A 24828-nucleotide genomic window follows, 5' to 3' on the forward strand; every position below is an offset into this window, starting at 1 on the left:
GGGATGGACAGGTGCTGGGCAACGACGAAGGAGCGGCCATAGTGCGGCGGACGAAGAGTGGCATTGCAGTCGCAGCCATTGCACTGGTGTTGGCAGCCTGCACGGCCAATCCGCCGCCTCCTGTCGAGAGCGAACCCACCCCCGAGGCCACGACGACCACTCCGGCGCCGACCGAGACCGGCGACCGAGTGGTCGTGGCCATCGACGATGTGGGGATCGGTTTCAATCCCCATCTGCTCTCGGATCAGTCGCCGGCCAATTCTGCGGTCAGTTCGCTCGTCCTACCGAGCCCCTTCCGTCCGATCGCCGATCCGAACGACCCGGCGAGCACCGTCTGGGCCCTGGATTCGACCGTCCTCGTGTCGGCCGAGGTTACGTCGCAGAATCCGTTCACGGTCAGATACCAGCTGCGCAACGACGCACAGTGGTCCGACAGTGCGCCGATCGCCGCCGAGGACTTCAGATACCTGTGGCAGCAGATGATCTCGCAGCCAGGCGTCGTCGATCCCGCTGGATACGCGCTCATCGAGGACGTGGCCTCGTCCGGTGGAGGCAAGACCGTCGACGTCACCCTGTCTCAGCCGTACCCGAACTGGCAGCGACTGTTCACCGACCTGCTGCCGAGCCACCTGCTCAAGGACTCACCCGGCGGCTTCGAGACCGGCCTCAGCGACAACGTTCCCGTCTCCGGCAGTCAGTTCAACATCAAGTCCATCGACCGCGGGCGCGACGAAATTCTGCTCGAGCGTAACGACCGCTACTGGGGTGAGCCCGCCCTGCCGTTCCAGATCCTGCTTCGCCGTGGTGGAACTCCGGCGCAACTCGCGGACTCGCTGCGCTCGGGTGATGCACAGGCAGCGCAAGTCCGGGCAGGCACGGCCACCGAAGCGCAGCTGTCGGCAATTCCAGGTATACGCACCGGGATTCGGTTCCAACCCCGCGTTCTGGATCTGACGCTGAACGGGCGCACGCCGGTTCTGACGGACCCGATCGTGCGGAGAGGAGTGCTGGGACTGCTCGACTCCTCGCTGTTGTCCACCGTCGCAGCAGGATCCGGATCTGCCGATCATCCCGCCCGAGCGCATCTGACCTCTCCGTCGGACACGCGCTACGACGCCACCGCTCCAGCTCCGATCACTCGCGAGGCCGCACTGACGCTGCTGGAACAGGCCGGATACGTCCCATTGGCCGACGGGTCTCTCGGAAAAGCCGGTGTACCTCTCGATTTCGTGATCGGTGCCGTGGAGAACGACACCGTGTCGATCGCCGTCGCGAACACCGCAGCGGACCAGCTGTCCGGCGCAGGAATCAAAGCAACGGTCACTGCGCTGCCCGCGGAGGAGTTGTACAGCACCGCTCTGACCGACAGCGAGGTCGACGCGATCGTCGGGTGGTCCGCGGCCGGGGTGGACCCCGCAACCGTCATGGCGTCTCGATTCGGTTGCCCGGCAACGCAGACCGACGCGCCCGCGCCAGTGGAGGCCGAGGGCGACGACGCGCCTCTGCCGTCTCCGAGCAATCTGTCCGGCTTGTGCGTACCCGAGCTCGAGGGCTCGGTGGACCGCGCGCTTCGAGGGGAACTGCCGGTCGACCGCCTCGTCGCCGAAGCCGAGCCGAAGCTCTGGGAGTTGGCCGCGGTGCTCCCGATCATGCAGGATTCTTCCGTCGTCGCAGCGGGCACCGGTGTGGAAGGTGCGTCGTTGGCCGGTCCCATCGAAACGGGGATTTTCGGCGACGCATCGAAATGGGTGAGGACACCGACCAAGTGAAACTGCTACTCGTTCACGCACATCCGGACGACGAGACCATCACCACCGGAGGCACCATCGCGCGTTACGCGCGAGCAGGCGTGGAAGTCACGGTCCTGACGTGCTCGCTCGGCGAGGAGGGCGAGGTCATCGGAGACACGTGGGCACACCTCGTGGTCGACGAAGCGAACCAGCTCGGTGGATACCGCATCCTCGAATTGGACAGGGCGCTGGCAGTTCTCGGTGCACAGCCTCCGAGATTCCTCGGTGGAGCAGGGAAGTACCGCGACTCGGGAATGGCCGGTACGGCGGCGGCGTCCAATCCGCGGGCGTTCGTCAACGCGAATCGAGACGAGGCGCTCGAAGCGATGCTGTCGGTGGTACGCAGTGTGCAGCCGGACGTGATCGTCGGCTACGACCCGGAGGGCGGCTACGGTCACCCGGATCACCAGCAAGTGCATTCTCTGGTGACGGAAGCGTTCGACCTGGCAGGAACGGATCACTATCCGGACGCGGGAGCGCCGTGCACGCCGAGGAAGTTCTACTGGACCGTCACCGGCGAGAAGCAGCTGCACGACGGTATCGACGCGATCGGCGAGGTGCCCGACGGTTGGAGGATGCCGGAGGACGGTGAACTCCCGTCGGTTCCGGAGAGCGTCGTGACGACGTCGATCGATGTACGTGAGGTCTTCGACCTCAAACGTGATGCCCTGCGTGCCCACGCCACTCAGGTGACCGTGGCGCCGTCGGGTGTCGAGTACGCGCTGTCCAACAACATCGTGCAACCCATCCTCGCCGACGAGCAGTACGTGCTGGTCCGCGGCGAACCGGCGGACCTCGATTCGTCGGGTAGGGAAACGGATCTGTTCGCCGGCGTACTAGGATATGGCGTGAATCACTAATTTGATTGCATCTGGGGTGGGTCACACATGTACAACTGGATCGTGCAGGACGCCATAGTCGCGTTCGTCAACTCGCTCATGCCGGACTTTCCGCGGCAGGAAATGCTCTACCAGCAGGGATTGACCGATATCGCTTCAGCGCTGAGCAACTTGCTGACCTCGTTGGGATACCCGCCGGTCTCCTGATCGATCTCGATACGTCAGTATTGGACGCATGATCTCGAAGGCCGCATCCAATGCTGTCGTCCTCGTGTCGAGGGCAACTCTCGCAGTACTGATCTTCGACGGTTTTCTGTGCGGCGTTCTGTCGATCCTGTTTCTTCCCACCTACCTCGGCTCGGTGCCGTTCCCGGTGAGTGCGCTTCTTGCCGGGGCTGCGAACGTTGCGTTGCTGTTCGCGGCCCGCAAGGTCGCCGAGGAACCGCTGGCCATCGCGTCGCCGCTGATCGCGTGGTTCGTCGCCGTCCTGCTGTGCATGTTCGGCGGCCCCGGCGGAGACGTCCTACTCCTGGCGGACTGGCGCACGGCGATACTGCTTCTCGGCGGACTCGTTCCACCGGGGGTACTGCTGTTCAGCTGGAGGCTGCAACGCCTCACAGCAACCCCGCATGCTCACCCGCATCCCGGAGCACATTCTCGATCATCGTCGGGGTCAGCCTCCCGGTGAAGGTGTTCTGCTGGCTGACGTGGTAGCTGCCGAACAAACGGACGCCGTCGAGTTGGACGTGCACCCCGTGGCCGAACTTCGGCCGCGGTCGCGGAACTTCCCACCCGTTTCGCTTGAGCATCGGCAGCAGTGATTGCCAGCCGAAGCCGCCGAGGACGACGATTGATCGCAGTGTCGGCTTCAGCAGGCGCAGTTCGATGTCCAGCCACTTCTGGCATCGATCTCGCTCGGTGACCGTCGGCTTGTTGTCCGGGGGAGCGCAGTGGACCGGAGCGGTGATTCGTACACCTCGTAGTTCGAGGCCGTCTCCGATGTGCGTCGACGTGGGCTGGTTGGCCAATCCGACGGCGTGCAGCGCCGCATAGAGGAAATCGCCGCTTCGGTCGCCGGTGAACATACGCCCGGTGCGATTGGCTCCGTGGGCTGCGGGCGCGAGCCCGACTATCAGAACGCGAGCATTCGCCGGCCCGAACCCAGGGACCGCTCTGCCCCAGTAGGTTTCGTCGCGAAACGCCGCCCGTTTCTCGACGGCGACCTTCTCACGCCAGTTCACCAGGCGTCGGCAGGCCCTGCACTGCGATATCGCCGCGTCGAGTCGAGGAATGTCTCGCGGGATCATCGCGCCCACGGGTTGCCTGGAGCGGATGCCTCGTCGAACGTGTTTCGGGACGTGGTGACGTGCGCCAAGTTCTCGTCCGACCAGGTCACCAACGCGCTGAAGACCGGCTGCAGGCTGCTTCCCAACGCGGTGATCTCGTAGTCCACCCGAAGTGGAACCACCGGATACATCGTCCGGGTGACGAGCCCGTCGCGTTCGAGCTGACGAAGCCTGTCGGTCAAGACCTTCGCCGTCGCTCCGATGCGAGCGCGCAGTTCGCTGAACCGCATCGGCCCCTCGTGATGAAGAGTCCACAGAATCGGCGTGGTCCACCGGCTGAACACGAGATCGACGACCGGCGTGATCGGGCACCCATTGCTGGCAGTGGGTTCGTGCGGCACGTGACCTCCGGGGGTACTTGGTTTCCTCTAGGAACCTAGTATCCGGCAGCGCTAGCGTCAACGTCGTTCTCGAACATTCGACGACAACAAAGGGGGCGATCATGGTGTCGCGCAAATGGTCTGTTCTGGTTTTCCTCGGCGTTTCCCAGTTCATGGTGTTTCTGGATGTGTCGATCGTCAACGTGGCGTTGCCCTCGATCGAAGAGGCCCTCGACATTCGCGAGGGCAACCTGCCGTACGTCGTGACTGCGTACGGCACCCTGCTTGGCGGGTGTCTGCTTCTCGGGTCACGATTGGCCGATCGCTTCGGGCGACGAACCGTGCTGCAATGCGGGCTGGCCTTGTTCGGTCTGGCGTCGTTGATCGCGGGCTTGGCCGGTGATCAGGTCGTTCTGTTCGTCTCACGTGGAGTGCAGGGCGTCGGCGCGGCGTTGATGGCGCCCTCGGCGTTGGCCATCCTGACGCTCACCTACAGAGAGGGCGACGATCGGAACAAGGCGCTCGGTGTGTGGGGCGGGCTCACCGGGCTCGCCTCCGTTGCGGGCGTCGTGCTCGGAGGAGTCGTCACCGATCTACTGGACTGGCGCTGGGTGTTCTTCGTCAATGTTCCGGTCACCGTGCTCGCACTTGTGGTGGCTCCGCGTGTGTTGCCCGAAAGTCATGGGCGCGCTTCGTCGTTCGATCTCGTCGGCTCCGTGATGTTGACCGGTGGCCTGTTGGCCGTCATCAGTGCTCTCGCACGTGCGATCGAAGCAGGGTGGGGAGATCAGCTCGTGCAAGTCGCAGGGATCATCGGCGTGGTCGTGCTCGTCGCGTTCGTCGGCGTCGAAACACTGGTACGGGATCCGCTGATTCCGTTCGAGGTATTCGCGTCACGGGCGTTGAGAACCGCCAACATCGTTACAGTGCTTCTGCTGGGCGTGGTGGTGACCTTGTTCTTCTTCGTCAGCCTTTTCCTTCAACAGGTACTCGAACTATCGCCGTTGGCAACAGGATTCGCGTACCTACCACTGGCGCTGACTGTGGTGTTGGGTGCTGCAATCGCCAGCGGTCTGACAGGACGTGTTTCGGCCAAGTTCGTGCTGCTCGTCGGATTCGCGTCGATCCTCGTCGGGACCGTGCTGCTTCGACTGGCACCCCCGGAGTCGTCGTACTGGATCGACATGCTGCCGGCATTCGTCCTTCTCGGCACAGGGATGGGCATCGCATTCGTCTGTCTCCAGATTGCTGCGCAATCCGATGTGTCCGAGGAACGCGCGGGCGTTGCTGCTGGGGTGATCGGCACGAGCCAAGAGCTCGGCGGCTCGCTCGGCGTGGCAGTGGCAGCCACCATCGCCTTCAGCAGCATTCCTGTCGTCGACGACACGGACACGGTGGCCGTCCGCATCGCCAGAACCGAGGTCTTCCATCAGGCGTTCGTGGTCGCGGCGGTCTACATCGTCGTCGCCGCCGTAGTCGCGGTATGGCAGATGCCCGCGCTGACACCACGAGCGCAGGACGACGGCGTCAGCGCGTGACCCACTTGTCACCGGCTCCCGGAGTCACTGCCTCGACGAGTGACCACGCCTGGTCGACGGGCACATCGAGAATTTCGTAGTGACCGACCCCTGCGGGGGTCGCGGCGACGATGGTCGCGACCCCGGCGCGGCGCTGGAAGAAGCTCTGGCGCACGGTCCACCCGATGATTCCTGCGGCCTCGAGGCTGTGGCGCTTGCGATCCAGCGAACCGTGCTGGGTGATCAGCCAACCCGGTAGAACGGCGTGGCCGAGACCCCGACAGCGGTCCCAGGCAACCGAGAGTGCACCGACGAACAGAACAGCCAGTGCGGCCCAGACGAGGAGGGGGATCGGTGCACCTACGTACTCTGCAACGCCGACGCCTGCTGCGACGACGGCGACGGGGAGCACGGCCCGTGTGTAGCGTCGACGCTGTGCCGCCGGGCCGTGCACCACCAATGGTTTCCTGGCGTCACCGTGGAGTCCCGCGTCACCGAGAACGACGGTCATCATTCGTCTGGCTTCGGCAGCGGGAGCCTGGGGCAGTAGTAGCGACGACTCCTTCTTCTCTGCACTGACGCCCGTCATGATGGCGTCGAGCTTCGCGCCTTTCGCGACCCGCAGCAGCAGCGGCTCGGACAGTGACGTCCCGCGCAGGCGCTTACGGTCGAGCGTCGTCGACCGAGTCCTCAGCAGTCCGTGTGCGACGTGCAGTCGAGTCCCGTCGTCGGTGACCGTCAGGTTTCCGTACGCGATCAGGTAGCGGACGCAGGCGAAGACGCTCGCTATCGCCAGCAGGACGAGCAGTCCGACCACGACCACCACTGCGATCCCGAATCGCTCGGCGGAGTCGATGCTGTCGGTGACGACCGAGGACTCGGTGATCGTTTCCGCGAATCCGTACTGGAACAGGACACCGATCGCTGCGGCGATGGTGACGACGCCGGTGAACGAGAACGGCGCATAGCGCACCCACGACGTCCGCCAGTGCGCGATCTCGTTCTCTGCCGGTGGCGCTTCGTTCGGAGAGTCCGGCCGTCTCGTGACTCGCTCGAGCAGCTCTTCGCGCAGGGTAGGTACGACCTTCGAGTCGAGTGCGTTCAGCTCGAACTTCTCACCCTTGCCCGCCTGTTGACCCGTGCCGATGCGCAGGATCGACAGACCGAGCACGCGGTGGAGCACACCGGCCTCGATGTCCACGGACCGAATGCGGCTGCGCGGCACCGACAGGAGCTTCTTCTGAAAAACGCCGGTGCGTAGTTGCACGTGCACCGGGCCGATTCGGTAACTCGTGGTGAACCAGCGCAGAATCGCGAACACGACGACCACCGCGACGATGATCAAGCCCCACAGATGATTGCCGCTCCGACTGCCGACGATGAACGACACCAGCAGGACCGGCAGAACCTTCACTGCCTCGTTGACCGGATGTACCAGCAGCATCCGCTTGTCGAGCCGCAGCCACGGTTGCTGCTCTTCCTCGGCGAGAAGTTCGTCGCTCATGTGGCGTCGCCCAACGTCCGTCCCGCGATGTCGGTCAGCTGTGCGACGGTCTTGTCTGCAACCTCCTTGTCGAGGGCCGTGATCTTGACAGCACCCGCGGAGGACGCCGTCGTCACCGTCACCGTCGACAACCCGAGCAGGCGATCGATCGGACCACGCTCGGTGTCCACTGTCTGCACCCGGCTGATCGGGGCGACACGTCGCTCCTGGTTGAACCACCCCGTGCGGGTGTAGACCGCGGTGTCGCTGATCTCCCAGCGGTGTACTCGATACCGCCAGATCGGCGTCACCACGATGTCCAGCGCCGCGAGCACGACCGACACCACTAACACCGTGACGTGCGGCCACGTCGTCCACGTATCCACGACCACCGCCCATACGACCTGTGCGACGAACACCGGAATCCAGATCAACGTGGCATTGATCGCCCACAACTGCTTGGCACGGGGACTCGGACGCCACGCCGGGTCGGTCATCGTGATCATGCTTACAGACCCTATCCGCACACTCCGGCTGCGCGGGTTGTAGCGGAAGCGTGGGTTGCACCCTGCGCGGTGGGATGGAACGTGCGCGAGGAAGGCTGGGGGACCGAACGTGGCGTTCGGTCACCAGGGGGATGGCTGCGCAGGTTGTAGTGAAAGCGTGGGTTGCAACCTGCGCGGTGGGATGGAACGTGCGCGGGAGAGGCTCCCGTACCGTCGCATGAATGGGGACTGAACGAGACGCGATGGTTCGAGGCGACCTGTACAAGGACAGCGATCCGGAATTGGTTGCCGAACGCCTGGCGTGCCGGCGAGTGCTCGACGCGTACAACGCGACGGCTGCCGACGAGGACGACCGTCGTCGTGACCTCCTCACCGGACTGCTCGGCGGATTCGGCGATCGGTCGTGGATCATGCCGCGGTTCCAGTGCGATTACGGCAGCAACATCACCATCGGCAGCAACACCTTCCTGAACTACGACGCGATTCTGCTGGACTGCGCGCCGATCACGATCGGGGACGATGTGTCCATCGGTCCGCGTGCACAACTGCTGACTGCACTGCATCCGATGGAGGATCACGAGGCACGTCGACAACGATGGGAGAGTGCGAAGCCCATCGTCATCGGAGACAATGTGTGGCTGGGCGGCGGAGTCATCGTCTGCCCCGGTGTCACCATCGGCGAGAACTCGGTGGTGGGCGCGGGGAGTGTGGTGACGAGGGATGTTGCGCCGAGCACGTTTGCAGCGGGAAACCCCTGCAGGGTGATCCGGTCGTTGCCGTGACGATCCACGCGCGAAGCGGTCCCGGTGGCACGTCCGTGTGTCGGAGGAGCATGATCGACTGGTGACCATGTTGCCCGATCCCGTTTCCGTGCCGTCCGCAACAGAGAAAGCTTCCGCAGCCGAGAAAGCCCCTGCACCGTCCGCTATGCGTCGGGTGCTCCGGCGCGCGCGTGACGGTGTCAGCCTGAACGTCGACGAAGCCACTGTGCTGCTGCATGCTCGCGGCGACGACTTGGTGGACCTGATGGCGTCGGCGTCTCGGGTTCGCGACGCCGGACTGTTGGCGGCCGGGCGAGAGGCCACCGTCAGTTATTCGCGCAAGGTGTTCGTGCCGATCACGCGATTGTGCCGGGACAAGTGCCATTACTGCACGTTCGTGACGGTCCCGGGAAAGCTGAAGGCAGAAGGCCACGGGCTGTTCATGGATCCCGACGAGATCGTCGAGGTCGCTCGGCAGGGTGCGGCGTTGGGCTGCAAGGAGGCGTTGTTCACGCTCGGTGATCGCCCGGAGGAGCGGTGGCCGGAGGCCAAGGAATGGCTCGATTCGCGTGGCTACGACTCGACGTTGGATTACGTGCGCGCCATGGCGATCAAGGTGCTGGAGGAGACCGGTCTTCTGCCGCACCTGAATCCGGGTGTGATGTCGTGGCAGGAACTCTCGCGTCTCAAGCCCGTCGCGCCGTCGATGGGCATGATGCTCGAGACCACGTCGCGTCGGTTGTTCGAGGAGAAGGGGCAGGCGCATTACGGCAGCCCCGACAAGGATCCCGAGGTGCGCTTGCGCACGCTGACCGACGCAGGCCGGTTGAACATTCCGTTCACCACGGGCATCCTCGTCGGAATCGGCGAGACCATCCGTGACCGTGCCGAGTCGATCATGGCAATCCGCAAGGTGCACAAGGCATTCGGGCATGTGCAGGAAATCATCGTGCAGAATTTCCTCGCCAAGCCGGACACCGCGATGCGGCAGGCGCCGAATGCCGGCATGGAAGAGTTCCTCGCGACCATCGCGGTGACTCGGATTCTGCTGGGGCCGGCCATGCGAATTCAGGCTCCGCCCAACCTCGTCGAGGCCGAGGAGACGGCTGCGTTGCTGGGCGCGGGCGTCGACGACTGGGGCGGTGTGTCCCCGTTGACGCCGGACCACGTCAATCCCGAGCGGCCGTGGCCGAATCTGGACACGCTCGCCGAGCTGAGCCAGGCCGCGGGATACACCCTTGTCGAGCGGACCGCGGCGCAGCCGCAGTACATCCTCGCCGGCGCGCCCTGGATCGATCCGAGGATCTCCGCGCACGTCAAGGCGCTGGCCGACCCCGAGACCGGGATGGCGCGCGAAGGCGTCATCCCGGAAGGACAGCCGTGGCAGGAGCCGGACGAGGAGTGGGAATCGTCGGGACGTGTCGACCTGAACACCGAGATCGACACCGAAGGCCGAAACGCCGACACTCGAAGCGATCTCGCGAACGCGTTCGGTGACTGGGAGTCGATCCGTGAGCAGGTTCGTGACCTGGCGGGCCTCGAGCGGGTCGACCGAGACCTGGTGTCGGCGTTGAATGCGGCGGAGAAGGACCCGGCAGGGCTGTCGGACGAGCAGTATCTCGCGTTGGCGACGGCCGAGGGCCCTGGCATGGATGCCGTTGCGGCGTTGGCCGACGATCTGCGCAAACAGGTCAACGGAGACACCGTCACCTACGTCGTCAACCGGAACATCAACTTCACCAACATCTGCTACACCGGCTGCCGATTCTGCGCGTTCGCGCAGCGTAAGGGCGACGCCGACGCCTTCACGCTGTCGACGTCCGAAGTCGCCGATCGTGCATGGGAGGCACACGTCGCGGGGGCGAGCGAGGTGTGCATGCAGGGCGGCATCGATCCGGAGCTGCCGGTCACCGGCTACGCGGATCTGGTGCGTGCAGTGAAGGAGCGTGTGCCGTCGATGCACGTGCACGCGTTCTCCCCGATGGAAATCGTCAACGGGGCCTCGCGCGGCGGCCAGTCGATCCGTGAGTGGCTGACGGAACTCCGGGCGGCCGGCCTGGACACCATCCCCGGTACCGCCGCCGAGATACTCGACGACGAGGTCCGCTGGGTGTTGACCAAGGGCAAGTTGCCCGCAGCCGAGTGGATCGAGGTCGTCACCACCGCGCACGAGGTTGGACTGCGCTCGAGCTCGACGATGATGTACGGGCACGTGGACAACCCGTCGCACTGGGTCGGACACATGAACGTGCTCAAGAAGATTCAGGACAAGACCGGTGGGTTCACGGAGTTCGTGCCGCTGCCGTTCGTGCACCAGTCGTCGCCGTTGTACCTGGCGGGGGCGTCGCGTCCCGGCCCGACCAATCGGGACAACCGCGCTGTCCATGCGTTGGCGCGCATCATGCTGCACGGCCGGATCGACTCCATCCAGACGTCCTGGGTCAAGCTTGGGATCACGGGAACTCAGGTGATGCTCAACGGCGGAGCCAACGACCTCGGCGGAACGTTGATGGAGGAAACCATCTCGCGGATGGCGGGCAGCCAGAACGGGTCGGAGAAGACCGTCGCCGAGTTGCACGAGATCGCGAACGGAATCGGGCGCCAGGCACGTGAGCGCACGACGACCTACGAACTCGTCGACCGTGTCCCTGCGGTGGAGCTGGTCTGACCATGGAAGATCGCACCGTCGCGGCGGCTCTGGGGCGTGCCGTCGCCATCATCGACCCCGTACTCGACCTGCTGGCCCAGCGGGATCCTGTGGGACTCAAAGGCAGAACGTTCAGGACGCCGACGGACACCGACACAGCGCTCGACAAGGTCCTCGACACGCTGGCGTCGGCGCTCGACGCGACCGACTTTCCGGGGACCAAGGGCTGGCAGGCGCTCGACGAGGACGCGCGATCGCAGTGGTGGGTGGCGCGCATCGGCGCGCTGAACACCGTCGCAGTTGCGTTCCCTGGCGTGTTCGGCGTTCTCGTCAACCGGCTTCCGCTGCAGGACCTGCTCGGTTTCGCCAACCAGGCGATGGTCCTGGTCGCGGTGGCGCGCGAGAGCGGCGTCACCGACCGAGCGGATCACGTCCGCATGCTCGCGTCGGTGCTGTGCGAACGTGAGATCGATCTCTCCGCCCCCGAACCCGAGCGTCCTGCCACGCCGAGAGGTCACGGGCCTTTCGCGTTGCTGCGCGGGATGTGGGACGTAGCGAACGTACTGCGCGATGTGTCCGACGAGCTGGCGAAACGTCCACGTAGCCGGGGCGTGCTCCGGGTGCTGTCGGCCATCCCGGTCGTCGGGGGCGTCGCCGGATACCTGGGAGAACGTGGTGCCCTGTCCCGGGCTGCCGACGAGGGGAGGAAGTGGATCCGTGCGCACCGGAACGACGCGAGCCACGTAGGCTCGAAAGTGACTGTGCGTAAGTGAGGACACCCTGCGCTGGTTGTCGGAATTCTCCGGCGCGATACTAGGATCTTCAGGGCGCTAGGTTCGATCGGATCGTGGCGCCGACTTTGCGGAAAGGGAGGGAGAGCAGCAGTGCCCTACACGATTGCGGAACCGTGCGTGGATGTGATGGACAAGGCATGCATCGAAGAATGCCCGGTGGACTGCATCTACGAGGGCAACCGAATGCTGTACATCCACCCCGACGAGTGCGTCGACTGCGGTGCCTGTGAGCCGGTCTGCCCGGTCGAAGCCATTTTCTACGAGGACGACGTTCCGGATCAGTGGAACGGCTACATCAGCGCCAACGTCGACTTCTTCGACGAACTGGGTTCGCCCGGTGGCGCGGCCAAGCTCGGACGGGTCGACCACGACTCACCGTTCGTCAAAGCACTTCCCCCCATGGCCGAGAACTGACGTTGGCGCGCATCTCCGTTGCCGCTGGACTCCCGGATTTTCCGTGGGATTCGCTGACCGCGGCCAAGGACAAGGCGTCGGCGCACCCGGACGGCATCGTCAACCTGTCGGTGGGTACGCCGGTCGACCCTGTCGCTCCGGTCATCCGTGACGCTCTGAGCTCGGTCTCGGACCAGCCCGGCTATCCGACGACTCTGGGCACGGACGCGCTGCGACGTGCAGCCGCCGAGTCGCTGGCTCGTCGCTACGGAATCACCGGAGTAGAACCGTCCGCGGTGCTCCCGGCCATCGGCACCAAGGAAATGATCGCCTGGCTGCCGAAGCTGCTCGGCCTCGGCGCCGACGATCTCGTGGTGATCCCGGAGCTCGCCTACCCGACGTACGAGGTCGGGGCCCTGCTCGCGGGCGCGCGTGTCACCCGGGCCGACGGTCTCAACCGACTCGGACCCGAGAACGCGTCGCTGGTGTTCGTGAACTCACCGTCCAATCCCACCGGGAAGGTGCTTCCGGTCGATCACCTGCGCAAGGTGGTCGCGTGGGCACGGGAGCGGGGTGCCGTCGTCGTGTCCGACGAGTGCTACCTCGGTCTGACGTGGGAGGCGGATGCCGTGTCCGTCCTCGATCCGCGTGTGTCCGATGGGGACCACACCAACCTGCTGGCGGTGCACTCGCTGTCGAAGACGTCGAACCTGGCCAGTTACCGCGCCGGGTTCGTGACCGGTGACCCGGTGCTGGTGAAGGATCTGCTCGAGGTGCGTAAGCACGCAGGCATGATGGTTCCTCTGCCGGTGCAGGCGGCCATGACCGCAGCCTTGAACGACGACGCGCACGAGAACGAGCAGCGTGAGCGGTACCGTGCCCGCCGGACCGAACTGAAGTCTGCCGTCGAGAAGGCCGGATTCACCGTCGACCACTCCGAGGCCGGTCTCTACCTGTGGGCGACGCGCGGCGAGTACTGCCGCGACACGGTCGACTGGCTTGCCGAGCGGGGCATCCTTGCTGCGCCGGGGGAGTTCTACGGCCCAAGCGGAACCCAGCATGTGCGTATCGCACTGACCGCCACCGACGAGAGAATCCACGCGGCAGCGGAGCGGTTGCTCTCCTGAAGGCGAACTCTACCCTCACGTGAGGGTAGAGTAGCGCTACGTGCCGACCGATGTACTGAGCGCGCTGCGTTCACCCAAGATCCTCAAAACCGAGATCCTCGCCGGACTCGTCGTCGCCCTGGCGTTGATTCCCGAGGCGATCTCGTTCTCGATCATCGCCGGTGTCGATCCGCGCGTCGGTCTGTTCTCCGCGTTCACGATGGCAGTCACCATCGCGATCGTCGGCGGCAGAACCGCGATGATCTCCGCCGCAACGGGTTCGGTCGCGCTGGTCATCGCTCCGATCGTCCCGAAGTACGGTCTCGACTATCTGGTCGCGACGGTCTTGCTCGGTGGACTGATGCAGATCGTCCTCACCGCGTTCGGGGCAGTGAAGCTGATGAGGTTCATTCCCCGCAGCGTCATGGTCGGATTCGTCAACGCGCTGGCGATTCTGATCTTCATCGCCCAGATTCGATACTTCGTCGACGTGTCGTGGCTGGTGTTTCCGATTGCCGCGGCCGCGATCGTCATCATGGTGGTTCTGCCCCGCCTCACCACCGCGATCCCGGCGCCGCTGGTTGCCGTCGCGGCTCTGACCGTCGTCACCGTCGTATTCGGAGTGCAGATCCCGAACGTCGGCGACGAAGGGGAGTTGCCGTCGTCGCTGCCGTCGCTGTTCTTCCCGGACCTTCCGATGAATCTCGAGACGCTGAAGATCATCGCGCCCTTCGCTTTCGCCATGGCGCTCGTGGGACTGCTCGAATCCCTGTTGACCGCGAAACTAGTCGACGACGTGACCGATACGCCGTCGAACAAGACGAGGGAAGGCGCCGGGCTCGGTGTCGCGAACATCGTGACCGGCGCGTTCGGAGGCATGGGAGGGTGCGCATTGATCGGCCAGACGATGATCAACGTCAAGATTTCCGGAGCCCGGACCAGGATCTCGACGTTCCTCGCGGGAGCGTTCCTGCTCGTCCTCGTGGTGGTCTTCGGCGACGTCGTCGCGCGCATACCGATGGCGGTTCTCGGAGCCGTGATGATCATGGTCTGCTTCGCGACGTTCGACTGGCACTCGATCGCGCCGAAAACCCTGCGCCGCATGCCACTCAGCGAAACCGCTGTGATGGTGGCAACCGTGGCGGTGACAGTCGCTACCGACAATCTGGCCTACGGCGTCATCGTCGGTGTCGTCGTCGCGATGATCCTGTTCGCGCGTCGCGTCGCGCACGTCACGGAGGTCGTCGAGATCGCGCATCCCGACGACGACACCCGGGTCTACGGCGTACGCGGCGAACTGTTCTTCGCATCGAGCAACGACCTGATCCACCAGTTCGACTACGCGACAGACCCGGCCAACGTCGTCATCGACCTGTCCGACGCGCACGTCTGGGATGCGTCGACCGTTGCTACCCTCGATGCCGTGACGACGAAATACGCCAAGTACGGCACACACGTCTCCATCGTCGGACTGGCCGGGGCAAGTAAGGAAAGGCACGACCGGCTCACCGGACGCCTCGGCGGAGAAGGCTGAATCATGGCTGCGCACATGCAGATCGGTGAAGTGGCCGAACGTACTGGCTTGTCCATCAGAACGCTCCGCCACTACGACGAGGTGGGCTTGGTGCCCCCGTCGGAGCGCAGCGCCGGCGGGTTTCGCTTGTACACCGACACCGACGTCGAGCGGCTGCTGGTGATCCGCCGCATGAAACCGCTGGAATTCACGCTCGACGAGATGAGCAGACTACTGGCCTCGCTGGACACCATCGACTCGGGCGGCGACGGTATCGAAGAGGCAGGCGCTTTCGTCGACGAGTGTCACGCACGAGCCGAGGCAGCGTGCGCGAACCTGCGGAAGAAGCTGGCGTACGCCGAGGAGCTCACTGCGGTTCTGGCCGCTAACCGACATCCCAGCCGCCGCGCCTGATACGCAGGATGTACACCAGTTCGGTGCTGCCGAACGCCTCGACCGTAGTGAACCTCTTCGGTTCGGTGTTCGTCGACGGGTTGCGGGCGAACTGCTCCTCGTAGAGTTGACCGGCCCGAAGGTCGGCAAGTTCGACGCGTGTCCAGAAATCGTCGGACTGCACCGAATACACAAGCCGCGGCGCACTGTCGGTGACATGGTCGAAGTCGAGATCGTCGTCGTCGGCGGTGTCGTTCGTCAGTTCGTCCGAGTCCTCGTCGGTATCGACGTCCTGTTCGGCGTCGGTACCGATGAGGTATACCCCGGGTTGCAAGCTGCCTGCCGGGACCGTCAGATATTCGGCGTAGTCGCCGGAGTCGATTCCATCGGCGTCCATGTATGTACGGTAACCATGTGCTGCTTCGTTCACTGAACCCACTCGCCGTTGCGCGCGGAGACGATATTCCCGACGCCGTCACCATCGACGGGGTCTCGCTGTCGAGGGGGGACATTCTCGGGGCCGCGACGTCCGTGGCGGAGCGCGTCGCCCAGGCCGACAGGCTTGCCGTGCTGGCAACGCCGTCGGTGAAGACGGTGCTGGCGGTGGTCGGGTGTCTGATCGCAGGCGTGACGATCGTTCCCGTGCCCCCGGACGCGGGACCCGCGGAACGTGCTCACATTCTTCGAGACTCCGGTGCCCAGGCGTGGCTCGGAGTCGCTCCCGACGACACCGCCGGGCTGCAGGTGCTACCCGTGCGCCAACACGCTCGATCGTGGCACAGCTACCCGGACCCGCACCCGTCCTCGACGGCGTTCGTTCTTTACACCTCGGGCACCACCGGCCCACCGAAAGGTGTACTTCTCTCGCGTGAGGCCATCGCCGCGGGAATCGACGCCCTCGCCGAGGCATGGCAGTGGACGTGGAAAGACACACTGGTGCACGGTCTTCCGCTGTTCCACGTGCACGGATTGATTCTCGGTCTGCTGGGACCGCTGCGGGTGGGAAGTCCCGTGATCCACACTGGCAAGCCGACGCCGGAGCTGTACGCAGCCGCGGGCGGCTCGCTCTACTTCGGAGTTCCGACTGTCTGGTCGAGGGTCGCCGCGGACGCCGACTCCGCTCGCGCACTGTCCGGTGCCCGTCTGCTTGTCTCGGGGAGCGCACCGTTGCCGGTACCCGTGTTCGAGAAACTGCGCGAATTGACCGGTCAGGCGCCGGTCGAGCGGTACGGCATGAGCGAAACGCTGATCACACTGTCGACGCGTGCCGACGGAGAACGCAGGCCGGGATCGGTGGGTCTTCCCGTTGCCGGCGTCGAAACCCGGGTGGTGGGCGAGGACGGCGCGGTGCTTCCGCACGACGGTGAATCCATCGGAGCGCTCCAGGTCCGTGGGCCGATGGTGTTCGACGGCTACCTGAACAATCCCGACGCAACCGCCGAATCCTTCACTGCCGATGGTTGGTTCGACACCGGGGACGTCGCGGTGATCGAGCCCGACGGATTCCACCGCATCGTCGGTCGCGCGTCGACGGATCTGATCAAGTCCGGCGGTTATCGCATCGGGGCAGGGGAAATCGAGACGGTACTGCTCGGTCACGCAACGGTCGACGAGGTGGCCGTGGTGGGGCTTCCGGACGACGACCTGGGGCAGAGAATCGTTGCGTTCGTCGTCGGATCAGGTGTGGAGCCGACGGTGTTGATCGACCTGGTGGCGTCCGAGTTGTCCAACCACAAGCGGCCCAGGGAAATCCGTGTCGTGGATTCGCTGCCTCGGAACGCGATGGGGAAGGTGCAGAAGAAACAGCTGAGCTAGGAGAGTCTGCCGAAACCGACTATCGCGGAGTCGGACCGAACGTCGACGGTGTGCACGCGGATCTTTCCGAGTTCGTTGCCGCCGACCGTCGTTGCGGTGTCTCCGTCGACCGCGACGACGATGTTGGTGTGCTGGCCGACCCAGCTGCTGTTGTCGTACAGCACCACGTCGCCGACGGTGGGTGAGTAGCCTTTGGGCTCGAACGTGCCCTGCTGCTGGTAGTACTCGGTCAACGTGTACACCCCGGGGATGCGCCAACTGCCGGAATGCGGGTTGCTCAGCGGGCGGCCCGCTTCACGCATGATCCAGCTGACGAAGTTCGCGCACCAGGCTTCCTCGACGCCCTCGGAGTAGAACGTGCCGGGTCGCTGACGCTCGTGCTCCGCTCTGGTGAGCTCGACGACGGTCGCTTGCTCGGTGGTGAGCGCGGACGTGTCGACGTCGGGAAACGGCGTCGTGTCCCACGGCAGGTACCGGCTCGGGGCCAACCACAGCACGGCGCCCGCCACCACCACGACGACCGCGACGAAGGCCGCGAGCCAGCGGCCGACGCGTCGGCGACCGCGTTTCGGGGCGGTGGGTACCTCGATGCTCATCCTTCGAATGTACCGGCAGGTTCGTTCGAACCGACGGTGAAGAACTGGGCTTGACCTTCGACCAACCGAAGACCCCAGGATGGGCTGGTGAGCACATCCAAATTGATGACAATCGGCGCATTCGCCCGCGCAACGGGGTTGACCCCCGGTGCCCTGCGCTTCTACGCGGACTCGTCTCTCCTCGAGCCCGCCAGGATCGACGAGACCACTGGCTACCGCTATTACGCGCCGGGGCAGCTCGAGCAGGCCGAGGTGATCCGGAGCCTGCGGCAGATCGACATGCCGTTGGACATGATCGGGTCGGTTCTCGCCGGCGACGGCGCGCAGATCGACCGGCACGTGACCGCCCTGACCGACCGGGCCCGTCTCGCGGCCCGCTCCGCCGCCGCCGTACACGCAACACTCGACACCGAAAGCAGGACAACAATGTTCACCGTCAACGGCCCGGTTCTCGCCGCGGCATTCGATCAGACCCTCACCGCGACGTCGCATCACCCCGAGCATCCCGTCCTCGGCGGGGTGTACCTGGAATGGCGGGACGGCACGCTGACCATGACCGCCACCGATCGATTCAGGTTGGTCTCCCGATCGCTGGTCACGAAAGCCACTGAAGGAGAACACGAGTGGACCGCAGTGGTCGATGGGGACGATCTGCGTTCCGCGGTCCAAACCGTCAGACAGCACCATCGAGTGCAGGTGGATCGCACCCCCTCGGCGGTGATCTTCCGGCCGGGTGACGTCCGCGCCGGCATCCTTGCTGCGCAGTTTCCGGATTACCGGGCAATGCTCGGCGCGCTGCCGGACGTCACCACCCGAATAGTCGTCGCCAAGTCGAGCTTGCTGTCGATGTTCGACACCGAGAACGAGTACATCTATTTCGCCACGTCCGGCATGGATGCAACCGTGTCCGGACCCGACGTGGACATGGCATTCGCCGTGACCACCCTGTACCCGGCCGTCGTGGCTGCGCTCGGCCCCGACGTCATGATCGACGTGTCGGGTCCGGAGTACCCAGTGGTGATTCGCTCAGCGGACAGCGGCGACCTGACCACTCTCGCGATGCCCGTCGACCGAAAGCTGCTACTGTCGCGTTCGTGACCGCGACCCACGTGACAGCCGATGTGCTGGTGAGGCGTCGCACCGTCGATTTCGGACTGGTCTGCTCTTCGCGTTGTTGCGCGTCCTGATCCAACCAATCAGGTCAGCTCACAACACACCTCACGAAGGGGACAGTCATGTCCACAGCTCTGTCGCATCTCGGATCCGTCACCAGCGCAACCAAGGACGCAGTCGACGCCGATCCACACAACGCCCTCGTCGTCTTCCGCGCATCCGCCGCCGCGCACGACGCCGTCGCCAGCACGGTCACGCTCGGCAAGTTCAGCGTCGAGGTGGACGAACCGCCCGCGCTCGGCGGCGAGAACACCGCAGCCAACCCCGTCGAGTACTACCTGGCGTCTCTGCTGTCCTGCCAGGTCGTGACCTATCGGGTCTGGGCCGACAAGCTCGGTATCGCGGTCGACGACATCACCGCGCGCGCCGAGGGTGACCTCGACGTTCGCGGCTTCTTCGGCTTCGACGACTCGGTTCGGGCCGGGTTCGGCGAGGTCCGAGTGATCGTCAAGGTCACCGGGCCGGAGTCGCGTGAGCGCTACGAGGAACTGCAGGAAGCGGTGGACGCACACTGCCCGGTCCTCGACCTCACACGCAACCGGACGCCGGTGCACACGACCCTCGAAACGGCCTGACGGATGAGCGAGAGGTCGTTCGGTCTCCGAACGCGCGCGATCCATGCAGGTGCCAGACCCGATTCCGAGACCGGTGCGCGGGCGGTACCGATCTACTCGACCGCGAGCTACGTGTTCGAGGACTCGGCGGACGCCGGCGACCTCTTCGCTCTGCAGAAGTACGGAAACGTCTACAGCCGGATCGCGAACCCCACCGTCGCCGCCTTCGAAGAGCGCATCGCCAGCCTCGAAGGCGGCATCGGTGCGGTCGCATTCGCCAGCGGTCTGGCAGCGGAGTTCGCGGTGTTCGCCGCGCTCGCCGGCACGGGTGACCACATCGTCGCAGCAGCCGGGTTGTACGGCGGCACCATCACCCAGCTCGACGTCACGCTGCGGCGGTTCGGTGTGGACACCACATTCGTGCCAGGAACCGACCCGGCGGACTACGCAGCAGCGGTGACCGACCGGACGAAACTGATCTTCGTGGAGGTCATCGGCAACCCGTCGGGTGACATCGCCGATCTGGAAGGCCTCGCCGTCGTCGCCCACGAGCACGGCATCCCGCTCGTCGTGGACGCCACCATGGCTACGCCGGTGCTGTGCCGGCCGATCGAGTTCGGCGCCGACATCGTCGTTCATTCGGCGACGAAGTTCCTCGGCGGTCACGGGTCGACGCTCGGGGGAGTGGTCGTCGAATCCGGAAAGTTCGACTGGGGTTCGGGGCGATTCCCACAGATGACCGAGCCCGTCGCGTCGTACGGAGGTCTGTCGTGGTGGGGGAACTTCGGGGAGTACGGCTTCCTGACGAAACTTCGCAGTGAACAACTACGCGACATCGGTGGTTCACTGGCCGCGCACTCGGCATTCACCCTGATACAGGGCGTGGAGACCTTGCCGCAGCGGATGGACGCACACGTGCAGAACGCCCGCGACATTGCGGCCTGGCTCGACGCCGATCCGCGAGTGGACTACGTCGCGTTCTCGGGTCTGCCGAGTCATCCGTACCACGAGCGTGCCGCGAAATACCTTCCGTCGGGACCTGGTGCGGTCTTCACGTTCGGGGTCGACGGCGGCCGGGACGCCGGCCGCGCATTCGTCGAGAACGTCCGAATCGCCAGCCACGTCGCCAACATCGGTGATGTGCGCACACTCGTCATCCACCCGGCCAGCACGACCCACCGCCAGCTGACCGACGATCAGCTGCACGCGGCCGGTGTGCGGCCCGAGGCCGTCCGCATCAGCGTCGGGCTCGAGGACGTCGACGACATCGAGTGGGACCTCGACCAAGCGCTCACGGCGGCAACGGGACGGGAGCGGTCATGACAGTCAGGCAGATCCTGCAGAAGACCACATCGGTCGCGATCGTCGGCGCATCGAAGAACCCCTCCCGTGCAAGCTATTTCGTGAACAAGTACCTGTCGTCGACGAGCACGTACGACATCTACCTCGTCAATCCCACGATCACCGAGATCGAGGGCATCCCGGTGTACCCGACGCTTGCGGACCTACCTGTGAAACCGGACCTCGTCGACGTCTTTCGCAAACACGACGACCTTCCGGCGGTGTTGACGGAAGCAATTGCTGTTCAAGCGAAAACGATCTGGCTGCAGCTCGGACTCGTGCACGACGAGGTCGCGCGCGACGCCGAACACGCAGGCATGTCCGTCGTGATGGACAAGTGCCTGAAGATCGAGCACGCACGGTTCCACGGCGGACTCCATCTGGCCGGTTTCGATACCGGCGTCATCGACTCGAGGAGGCGTCTAGCATTATGACCATGACCGAAGAGCAGCCCCGAACCGTCGCATTCGTGCAAGCCACCTGGCACAAGGAACTCGTCGATCGCGCGCGCGAGGGTTTTGTCGCCGAATTCGATGCAGACGTCGAAATTTTCGAGGTTCCGGGCGCGTTCGAAATTCCGCTGCACGCCCAGAGACTCGCACGGACCGGCCGCTACGCGGCCATCGTCGCCGCAGCCCTGGTGGTCGACGGCGGAATCTACCGCCACGAATTCGTGGAAACCGCAGTCATCGACGGCCTCATGCGGGTTCAACTGGACACCGACGTTCCCGTCTTCTCGGTGGTGCTGACTCCGCACCACTTCCACGAACACGCCGATCACACCGACTTCTTCGCCGACCACCTCGAGAAGAAAGGTGTCGAGGCGGCACGGGCAGTCACACGAACACTGAAATCCCTGAACTCGATCGGCTAGAGCAGGTACATGTCGACGACGGCGAGATGACGACCCAGATCGCCGGGATACGACGAAATTCGCATACGCGTCGGCGTCCACTGTGCGTCGCCCGAGTTGCTTCTCGTCCGAACTGTAATCTCCTCGTGTCCGCCGGCACGAACCCGATCGTGTGCTGCCACGATGACGGGCCGATCGTCGGCGTGGAACACCTCGTCGCCCGACGACACGTCCCGCCACTGGACCCACGGTGCGGGCGTCTCGCACAACCACATCGTCAGTAGACCCCGCTCCGGGACCAGGAGCGCCGGATAGATTCCGAGGGCTTCCATGCCGCGCTGCCGGGCAACGACGTCGAGCAGAGGCTTGTCCGGTTCGATCGTGTCGGTGACGTCGTGCCACAGGACCCGTGCGCCCAACTCGCTCGGTTCGTTACAGGCTCGGGCGTGACAGTGCCAGCGCATGATTCGGCCGTCGGCGTGGAGCACGCTGAACGAGCCTTCCCATTTGCCGCCCGCCGTCGGCGCGAGGCACAGCGTGAACAAGCCTGCGGTGTCGTCGAAGCGAATCGACTTGGCGTAGTACTCTGCCGGTGTCCGTTCGGGCACGTGCGCACCGGGTTCGACGCCGGACATCATCGATGCTTCCAATGTCTGTGCGATGACGCCCCTTTCCAACAGCCAGCTGACACCCGACGTGATCCGAGGTGGTCCAGGCTCGACGTCCGAGGGGCCCATCCACACCTGCAGTGCGTGGACCGCTCCCGTCGGCCCGAGAACCGGGTGGGTAAGCAGTCGGAACCTCTTCGGATCTGCGCCCCGCGGGCGTACATCCACGAATTCCTCGTAGCGAGTGCGCGATTCCAGCGCTCTCTTCAGAAAAGGTTCGACGGCGATCCCGGATGTCGGGGCGAGTCGCTGCAAAGACAACGACTCGTCGAAGCTCCGTGGGGTTCCGCCCTTGGCGACGACGTTCATCTCACCCGGAACGAGTGTCTCTATCAGAATCCAGTCCGGCCGCGGTGTGCTCAACGCTGCCGAACCTTCATGCGCATGTTCTGCGGCTTGAGAGTCAACGATTCCTGGATGTCCAGTTCGTAGCCGTCTTCGAGGTCGAAGTCGAAGGACCGTGCCAACTGTGCGAGCGTCAGCACCGATTCGTGCAGCGCGAACTGACGCCCGATGCAACCGCGCAGTCCGGTTCCGAACGGCTTGTATGCTTGGGCTGGACGAGATTTCGAGCGGGCCGACGAGAACCGGTCAGGATCGAAGACGTGAGCATCCGGGCCCCAGATCGGGTCGCGGTGCAGCCCGAGTGTCAGTACGAATGCCCACTCACCGGCCTTCATCGGGTATTTGCCGCCCGCCAACGACGTGTCCTGACGCGCCTTACGGAAGTAACCGGGGGCCGACGGCCAGAGACGTAGCGTCTCGTCGACGACGCTGCGGGTGTATCGCAACTTGGAGACGTCCGCGTAGCTCACCACGTCGGATGCGTTGTCCGCCTCTTGGCGGACGCGGGCGGCGACATGGGGGTGTGTCGCGAGGAAGTACAACGCGAACGCCAAGGTACCCGCGGTGGTTTCGTTGCCTGCGACGAGAAACGTCAGAACCTGGTGGCGAATGTTCACCTTGTCGAGCAGTTTCCCGGTCTCGGGATCTGGGGTGTGCAGCATGAGGTCGAGCAGGTCGTCGTGACGAGTCTCTTTGTCCAGCATTCTTTTCCGAATGACGTCGTCGACCACGCCGTGCACGTACTCGATGTCGCGCTCGTTCCGGTCCCGGGCTTTCCTGTCGAACAACCGCATGAACGGCAGATCGTTGGACGTCCGGTTCACGTGACCGAGAACACGGACTATCGCGGAGACGAATGCGTCGTCGTCTCGTCGGAACGAATCGAAGCTGTAGCCGAACCCGGCGCGGGCCATGTTCTCGAGTGTCAGCTTGTTCAGGTCCGCCGTCACGTCGATCGACTGATCGGAGCGTGTCCGCCAGTGCGAGGTGAGCTCGTTCGCCACGTCCTGCATGACGTGGTGATGACGTTGCATTGCATCCCGGCTGAATCCCGGCATCAGAACTCGATGTGCCGCACCCCAGTTGGGCTCGGAGTTGAACGCGGTGAACAAGCCGTCGCCACCCAGTGCGCGCAGCTTGCGATGCGGGAGTGCGAGAAACTTTGCGAACCGTGTTTCGTCGTTCAGCTCGGCGACCAGACCTGCACCGCTGACCACGACAAGGCGGTGCGACAGGATTTTCCGTTCGAATATCGGTCCCAACTCCGACGCCATCTTCAGTTCACGCTGGGTCGGTTTTGCCGCATCGATGCTGAGGATGTCACCCACTATCGGAAGGCGGAAGCGAGGTTTGGGAATTGTCACGCCGACAGTGTGCCCCATACCGAGCGGATGTTCGAGGTGAGAATCCGCTCGTAGGCCTGCGTCGTGGAGGGTGACAGATCAGCTGCCGTGACGGTGGATCCGGACGCGAGGTGCGGATCGTGGGGCACCTCGAGGACGTCGAAGACTCGGTCGAGGTCGCGCCGCACGTCGTCGACTGCCGAGGTGCTCGGTCCTGGAGTGCAGTGCGAGACCACAACGGTGGTGCGGCGCAGCGCTTTCTCGCCGGCAGCCAACCCGATCGTGTGGAGCGCCGCCCTCGATCGTCGAACGGCGTCGGGCCTCGCAGGGACCACGAGCACCACAGCTGCCGACTGTGCGCTCCGCAGTGGGCTCGCACTGTCGCGCTCCACACTTCCGTGTCCGAAATCGTAGATCGCCGCGTCGGTCGTGCAGGTCAGATGCCAGTCGAGACGGCCGAAGTCGGGGTCGATCGAGTCCGGCCATGCCCGTCCCAACACGTGAGCCCCGGTACTGGTGGTCGACAACTCGACGTCGACATACCCCGATTCGACGGTCGCTGCGGTGACAGCGTGGTCGGCGGCGCGATCGACAAGATCGCCGCCGCCGACGGTCGCGTCGACGACCACCACGGACTTCCCGTGCAGCGAAAGAGCGTTGGCGAGACCGACCGACGTCGTCGTGGTCCCGGCACCGCCGCACGCCCCGAGTACCAACGTCACACTCATGGAG

At 64.7% G+C, this 24828-nt stretch carries 27 protein-coding genes; 18 read left to right on the top strand and 9 right to left on the bottom strand.

Annotated features, from left to right (window positions below):
- Positions 1–41: 41 nt before the first annotated feature.
- From CH293_RS16990 to CH293_RS17000, 4 genes are read left to right on the top strand one after another with little or no spacing between them, the layout of a single operon-like run.
- The gene (locus tag CH293_RS16990) at positions 42–1769 is read left to right on the top strand and encodes an ABC transporter family substrate-binding protein (protein ID WP_094720957.1); all 1728 of its coding nucleotides are present in this window, start codon (positions 42–44) and stop codon (positions 1767–1769) included.
- Complete coding sequence (gene mshB, locus CH293_RS16995) at positions 1745–2650, top strand: N-acetyl-1-D-myo-inositol-2-amino-2-deoxy-alpha-D-glucopyranoside deacetylase (RefSeq protein ID WP_094720881.1); 906 nt, start codon at positions 1745–1747, stop codon at positions 2648–2650. Before CH293_RS16990 ends, mshB begins: the two co-directional genes overlap by 25 nt.
- 27 nt (positions 2651–2677) lie before the next feature.
- A complete protein-coding gene (locus CH293_RS28225) occupies positions 2678–2836 on the top strand; it encodes a hypothetical protein (protein ID WP_019665422.1) in 159 nt (52 codons plus the stop codon).
- A gap of 28 nt (positions 2837–2864) precedes the next feature.
- Positions 2865–3317, top strand: coding sequence for a hypothetical protein (locus tag CH293_RS17000; RefSeq protein ID WP_037105901.1), 453 nt, complete (start codon positions 2865–2867; stop codon positions 3315–3317).
- On the opposite strand, the gene CH293_RS17005 is transcribed toward CH293_RS17000, so the two are convergent.
- Positions 3244–3945 (bottom strand): uracil-DNA glycosylase, encoded by a 702-nt coding sequence (locus tag CH293_RS17005; RefSeq protein WP_094720882.1) that lies wholly within the window; start codon positions 3943–3945, stop codon positions 3244–3246. The two genes, CH293_RS17000 and CH293_RS17005, sit on opposite strands and share 74 nt — an antisense overlap.
- Positions 3933–4316: a helix-turn-helix domain-containing protein gene (locus CH293_RS17010; protein ID WP_094720883.1), complete on the bottom strand. Its 384-nt coding sequence runs from the start codon at positions 4314–4316 to the stop codon at positions 3933–3935. The genes CH293_RS17005 and CH293_RS17010 overlap by 13 nt, the downstream gene beginning before the upstream one ends.
- Positions 4317–4417: 101 nt before the next feature.
- Between CH293_RS17010 and CH293_RS17015 the strand changes: the two genes are divergently transcribed.
- A complete protein-coding gene (locus CH293_RS17015; protein ID WP_094720884.1) occupies positions 4418–5833 on the top strand; it encodes an MFS transporter in 1416 nt (471 codons plus the stop codon).
- Here the strand turns inward: CH293_RS17015 and CH293_RS17020 are convergent.
- Together CH293_RS17020 and CH293_RS17025 are read right to left on the bottom strand one after the other, a co-directional pair.
- Positions 5823–7316, bottom strand: a complete 1494-nt coding sequence (locus tag CH293_RS17020) for a PH domain-containing protein (RefSeq protein WP_094720885.1) — start codon at positions 7314–7316, stop codon at positions 5823–5825. The two genes, CH293_RS17015 and CH293_RS17020, sit on opposite strands and share 11 nt — an antisense overlap.
- On the bottom strand, positions 7313–7801 hold the full coding sequence (locus CH293_RS17025) for a PH domain-containing protein (RefSeq protein WP_037105910.1): 489 nt from the start codon (positions 7799–7801) through the stop codon (positions 7313–7315). The genes CH293_RS17020 and CH293_RS17025 overlap by 4 nt, the downstream gene beginning before the upstream one ends.
- A gap of 221 nt (positions 7802–8022) precedes the next feature.
- On the opposite strand from CH293_RS17025, the gene CH293_RS17030 reads away from it, so the two are divergent.
- The 7 genes from CH293_RS17030 to CH293_RS17060 all read left to right on the top strand — a co-directional run bounded on the left by CH293_RS17030 (position 8023) and on the right by CH293_RS17060 (position 15429).
- A complete protein-coding gene (locus CH293_RS17030) occupies positions 8023–8583 on the top strand; it encodes a sugar O-acetyltransferase (protein ID WP_037105913.1) in 561 nt (186 codons plus the stop codon).
- A gap of 67 nt (positions 8584–8650) precedes the next feature.
- Positions 8651–11230, top strand: coding sequence for a bifunctional FO biosynthesis protein CofGH (locus CH293_RS17035; protein ID WP_176460041.1), 2580 nt, complete (start codon positions 8651–8653; stop codon positions 11228–11230).
- Positions 11231–11232: 2 nt separating this feature from the next.
- Entirely contained in the window at positions 11233–11982 is a 750-nt protein-coding gene (locus CH293_RS17040) for a hypothetical protein (RefSeq protein ID WP_094720887.1), read from the top strand.
- Between the two features lie 111 nt (positions 11983–12093).
- The gene (gene fdxA / locus CH293_RS17045) at positions 12094–12417 is read left to right on the top strand and encodes a ferredoxin (protein WP_019665415.1); all 324 of its coding nucleotides are present in this window, start codon (positions 12094–12096) and stop codon (positions 12415–12417) included.
- A 2-nt stretch (positions 12418–12419) separates the two neighbouring features.
- The gene (dapC, locus tag CH293_RS17050; RefSeq protein WP_094720888.1) at positions 12420–13523 is read left to right on the top strand and encodes a succinyldiaminopimelate transaminase; all 1104 of its coding nucleotides are present in this window, start codon (positions 12420–12422) and stop codon (positions 13521–13523) included.
- Positions 13524–13563: 40 nt separating this feature from the next.
- Positions 13564–15036 carry a SulP family inorganic anion transporter gene (locus CH293_RS17055; RefSeq protein ID WP_094720889.1) on the top strand — a complete coding sequence of 491 codons (1473 nt, stop codon included), beginning with the start codon at positions 13564–13566 and terminating at the stop codon, positions 15034–15036.
- A 3-nt stretch (positions 15037–15039) separates the two neighbouring features.
- Positions 15040–15429, top strand: a complete 390-nt coding sequence (locus CH293_RS17060; RefSeq protein WP_094720890.1) for a MerR family transcriptional regulator — start codon at positions 15040–15042, stop codon at positions 15427–15429.
- On the opposite strand, the gene CH293_RS17065 is transcribed toward CH293_RS17060, so the two are convergent.
- Positions 15401–15805 (bottom strand): hypothetical protein, encoded by a 405-nt coding sequence (locus CH293_RS17065; RefSeq protein WP_037105936.1) that lies wholly within the window; start codon positions 15803–15805, stop codon positions 15401–15403. The genes CH293_RS17060 and CH293_RS17065 overlap by 29 nt on opposite strands.
- A 2-nt stretch (positions 15806–15807) precedes the next feature.
- Between CH293_RS17065 and CH293_RS17070 the strand changes: the two genes are divergently transcribed.
- Positions 15808–17223, top strand: coding sequence for an acyl-CoA synthetase (locus tag CH293_RS17070; RefSeq protein ID WP_094720891.1), 1416 nt, complete (start codon positions 15808–15810; stop codon positions 17221–17223).
- Here CH293_RS17070 and CH293_RS17075 read toward each other — a convergent pair.
- Positions 17220–17819: a CHAP domain-containing protein gene (locus tag CH293_RS17075; RefSeq protein ID WP_094720892.1), complete on the bottom strand. Its 600-nt coding sequence runs from the start codon at positions 17817–17819 to the stop codon at positions 17220–17222. The two genes, CH293_RS17070 and CH293_RS17075, sit on opposite strands and share 4 nt — an antisense overlap.
- A gap of 87 nt (positions 17820–17906) precedes the next feature.
- On the opposite strand from CH293_RS17075, the gene CH293_RS17080 reads away from it, so the two are divergent.
- From CH293_RS17080 to CH293_RS17100, 5 genes are all read left to right on the top strand, one after another.
- Entirely contained in the window at positions 17907–18917 is a 1011-nt protein-coding gene (locus tag CH293_RS17080) for a MerR family transcriptional regulator (RefSeq protein ID WP_094720893.1), read from the top strand.
- Positions 18918–19054: 137 nt separating this feature from the next.
- Positions 19055–19567: an OsmC family protein gene (locus tag CH293_RS17085; RefSeq protein ID WP_037105948.1), complete on the top strand. Its 513-nt coding sequence runs from the start codon at positions 19055–19057 to the stop codon at positions 19565–19567.
- A 3-nt stretch (positions 19568–19570) separates the two neighbouring features.
- The gene (locus tag CH293_RS17090; RefSeq protein WP_037105952.1) at positions 19571–20869 is read left to right on the top strand and encodes an O-acetylhomoserine aminocarboxypropyltransferase/cysteine synthase family protein; all 1299 of its coding nucleotides are present in this window, start codon (positions 19571–19573) and stop codon (positions 20867–20869) included.
- Positions 20866–21321 (top strand): CoA-binding protein, encoded by a 456-nt coding sequence (locus CH293_RS17095; RefSeq protein ID WP_094720894.1) that lies wholly within the window; start codon positions 20866–20868, stop codon positions 21319–21321. Before CH293_RS17090 ends, CH293_RS17095 begins: the two co-directional genes overlap by 4 nt.
- A gap of 2 nt (positions 21322–21323) precedes the next feature.
- Positions 21324–21761 carry a 6,7-dimethyl-8-ribityllumazine synthase gene (locus CH293_RS17100; RefSeq protein WP_170945267.1) on the top strand — a complete coding sequence of 146 codons (438 nt, stop codon included), beginning with the start codon at positions 21324–21326 and terminating at the stop codon, positions 21759–21761.
- Here CH293_RS17100 and CH293_RS17105 read toward each other — a convergent pair.
- The 3 genes from CH293_RS17105 to CH293_RS17115 are packed head-to-tail and all read right to left on the bottom strand — an operon-like array spanning position 21758 to position 24824.
- Positions 21758–22771 (bottom strand): GAF domain-containing protein, encoded by a 1014-nt coding sequence (locus tag CH293_RS17105; RefSeq protein WP_094720895.1) that lies wholly within the window; start codon positions 22769–22771, stop codon positions 21758–21760. The two genes, CH293_RS17100 and CH293_RS17105, sit on opposite strands and share 4 nt — an antisense overlap.
- Positions 22768–24135, bottom strand: a complete 1368-nt coding sequence (locus tag CH293_RS17110) for a cytochrome P450 (RefSeq protein WP_094720896.1) — start codon at positions 24133–24135, stop codon at positions 22768–22770. The genes CH293_RS17105 and CH293_RS17110 overlap by 4 nt, the downstream gene beginning before the upstream one ends.
- Positions 24114–24824: a hypothetical protein gene (locus CH293_RS17115; protein ID WP_037105969.1), complete on the bottom strand. Its 711-nt coding sequence runs from the start codon at positions 24822–24824 to the stop codon at positions 24114–24116. The genes CH293_RS17110 and CH293_RS17115 overlap by 22 nt, the downstream gene beginning before the upstream one ends.
- Between the last annotated feature and the right edge of the window lie 4 nt (positions 24825–24828).

This window comes from Rhodococcus sp. 14-2470-1b (genome assembly GCF_002259415.1).
In the GTDB taxonomy this organism is placed as follows: domain Bacteria; phylum Actinomycetota; class Actinomycetes; order Mycobacteriales; family Mycobacteriaceae; genus Rhodococcoides.

What these genes read in the sequence shown, in the direction of transcription:
- mshB (WP_094720881.1), top strand. Translation starts at nt 1,745, where the DNA reads ATGGGTGAGGACACCGACCAAGTGAAACTGCTACTCGTTCACGCACAT.
- CH293_RS28225 (WP_019665422.1), top strand. Translation starts at nt 2,678, where the DNA reads ATGTACAACTGGATCGTGCAGGACGCCATAGTCGCGTTCGTCAACTCG.
- CH293_RS17000 (WP_037105901.1), top strand. Translation starts at nt 2,865, where the DNA reads ATGATCTCGAAGGCCGCATCCAATGCTGTCGTCCTCGTGTCGAGGGCA.
- CH293_RS17015 (WP_094720884.1), top strand. Translation starts at nt 4,418, where the DNA reads ATGGTGTCGCGCAAATGGTCTGTTCTGGTTTTCCTCGGCGTTTCCCAG.
- CH293_RS17020 (WP_094720885.1), bottom strand. Translation starts at nt 7,316, where the DNA reads ATGAGCGACGAACTTCTCGCCGAGGAAGAGCAGCAACCGTGGCTGCGG.
- CH293_RS17025 (WP_037105910.1), bottom strand. Translation starts at nt 7,801, where the DNA reads ATGATCACGATGACCGACCCGGCGTGGCGTCCGAGTCCCCGTGCCAAG.
- CH293_RS17030 (WP_037105913.1), top strand. Translation starts at nt 8,023, where the DNA reads ATGGGGACTGAACGAGACGCGATGGTTCGAGGCGACCTGTACAAGGAC.
- CH293_RS17035 (WP_176460041.1), top strand. Translation starts at nt 8,651, where the DNA reads ATGTTGCCCGATCCCGTTTCCGTGCCGTCCGCAACAGAGAAAGCTTCC.
- CH293_RS17040 (WP_094720887.1), top strand. Translation starts at nt 11,233, where the DNA reads ATGGAAGATCGCACCGTCGCGGCGGCTCTGGGGCGTGCCGTCGCCATC.
- CH293_RS17060 (WP_094720890.1), top strand. Translation starts at nt 15,040, where the DNA reads ATGGCTGCGCACATGCAGATCGGTGAAGTGGCCGAACGTACTGGCTTG.
- CH293_RS17065 (WP_037105936.1), bottom strand. Translation starts at nt 15,805, where the DNA reads ATGGACGCCGATGGAATCGACTCCGGCGACTACGCCGAATATCTGACG.
- CH293_RS17070 (WP_094720891.1), top strand. Translation starts at nt 15,808, where the DNA reads ATGTACGGTAACCATGTGCTGCTTCGTTCACTGAACCCACTCGCCGTT.
- CH293_RS17075 (WP_094720892.1), bottom strand. Translation starts at nt 17,819, where the DNA reads ATGAGCATCGAGGTACCCACCGCCCCGAAACGCGGTCGCCGACGCGTC.
- CH293_RS17085 (WP_037105948.1), top strand. Translation starts at nt 19,055, where the DNA reads ATGTCCACAGCTCTGTCGCATCTCGGATCCGTCACCAGCGCAACCAAG.
- CH293_RS17090 (WP_037105952.1), top strand. Translation starts at nt 19,571, where the DNA reads ATGAGCGAGAGGTCGTTCGGTCTCCGAACGCGCGCGATCCATGCAGGT.
- CH293_RS17095 (WP_094720894.1), top strand. Translation starts at nt 20,866, where the DNA reads ATGACAGTCAGGCAGATCCTGCAGAAGACCACATCGGTCGCGATCGTC.
- CH293_RS17100 (WP_170945267.1), top strand. Translation starts at nt 21,324, where the DNA reads ATGACCGAAGAGCAGCCCCGAACCGTCGCATTCGTGCAAGCCACCTGG.
- CH293_RS17110 (WP_094720896.1), bottom strand. Translation starts at nt 24,135, where the DNA reads ATGGGGCACACTGTCGGCGTGACAATTCCCAAACCTCGCTTCCGCCTT.
- CH293_RS17115 (WP_037105969.1), bottom strand. Translation starts at nt 24,824, where the DNA reads ATGAGTGTGACGTTGGTACTCGGGGCGTGCGGCGGTGCCGGGACCACG.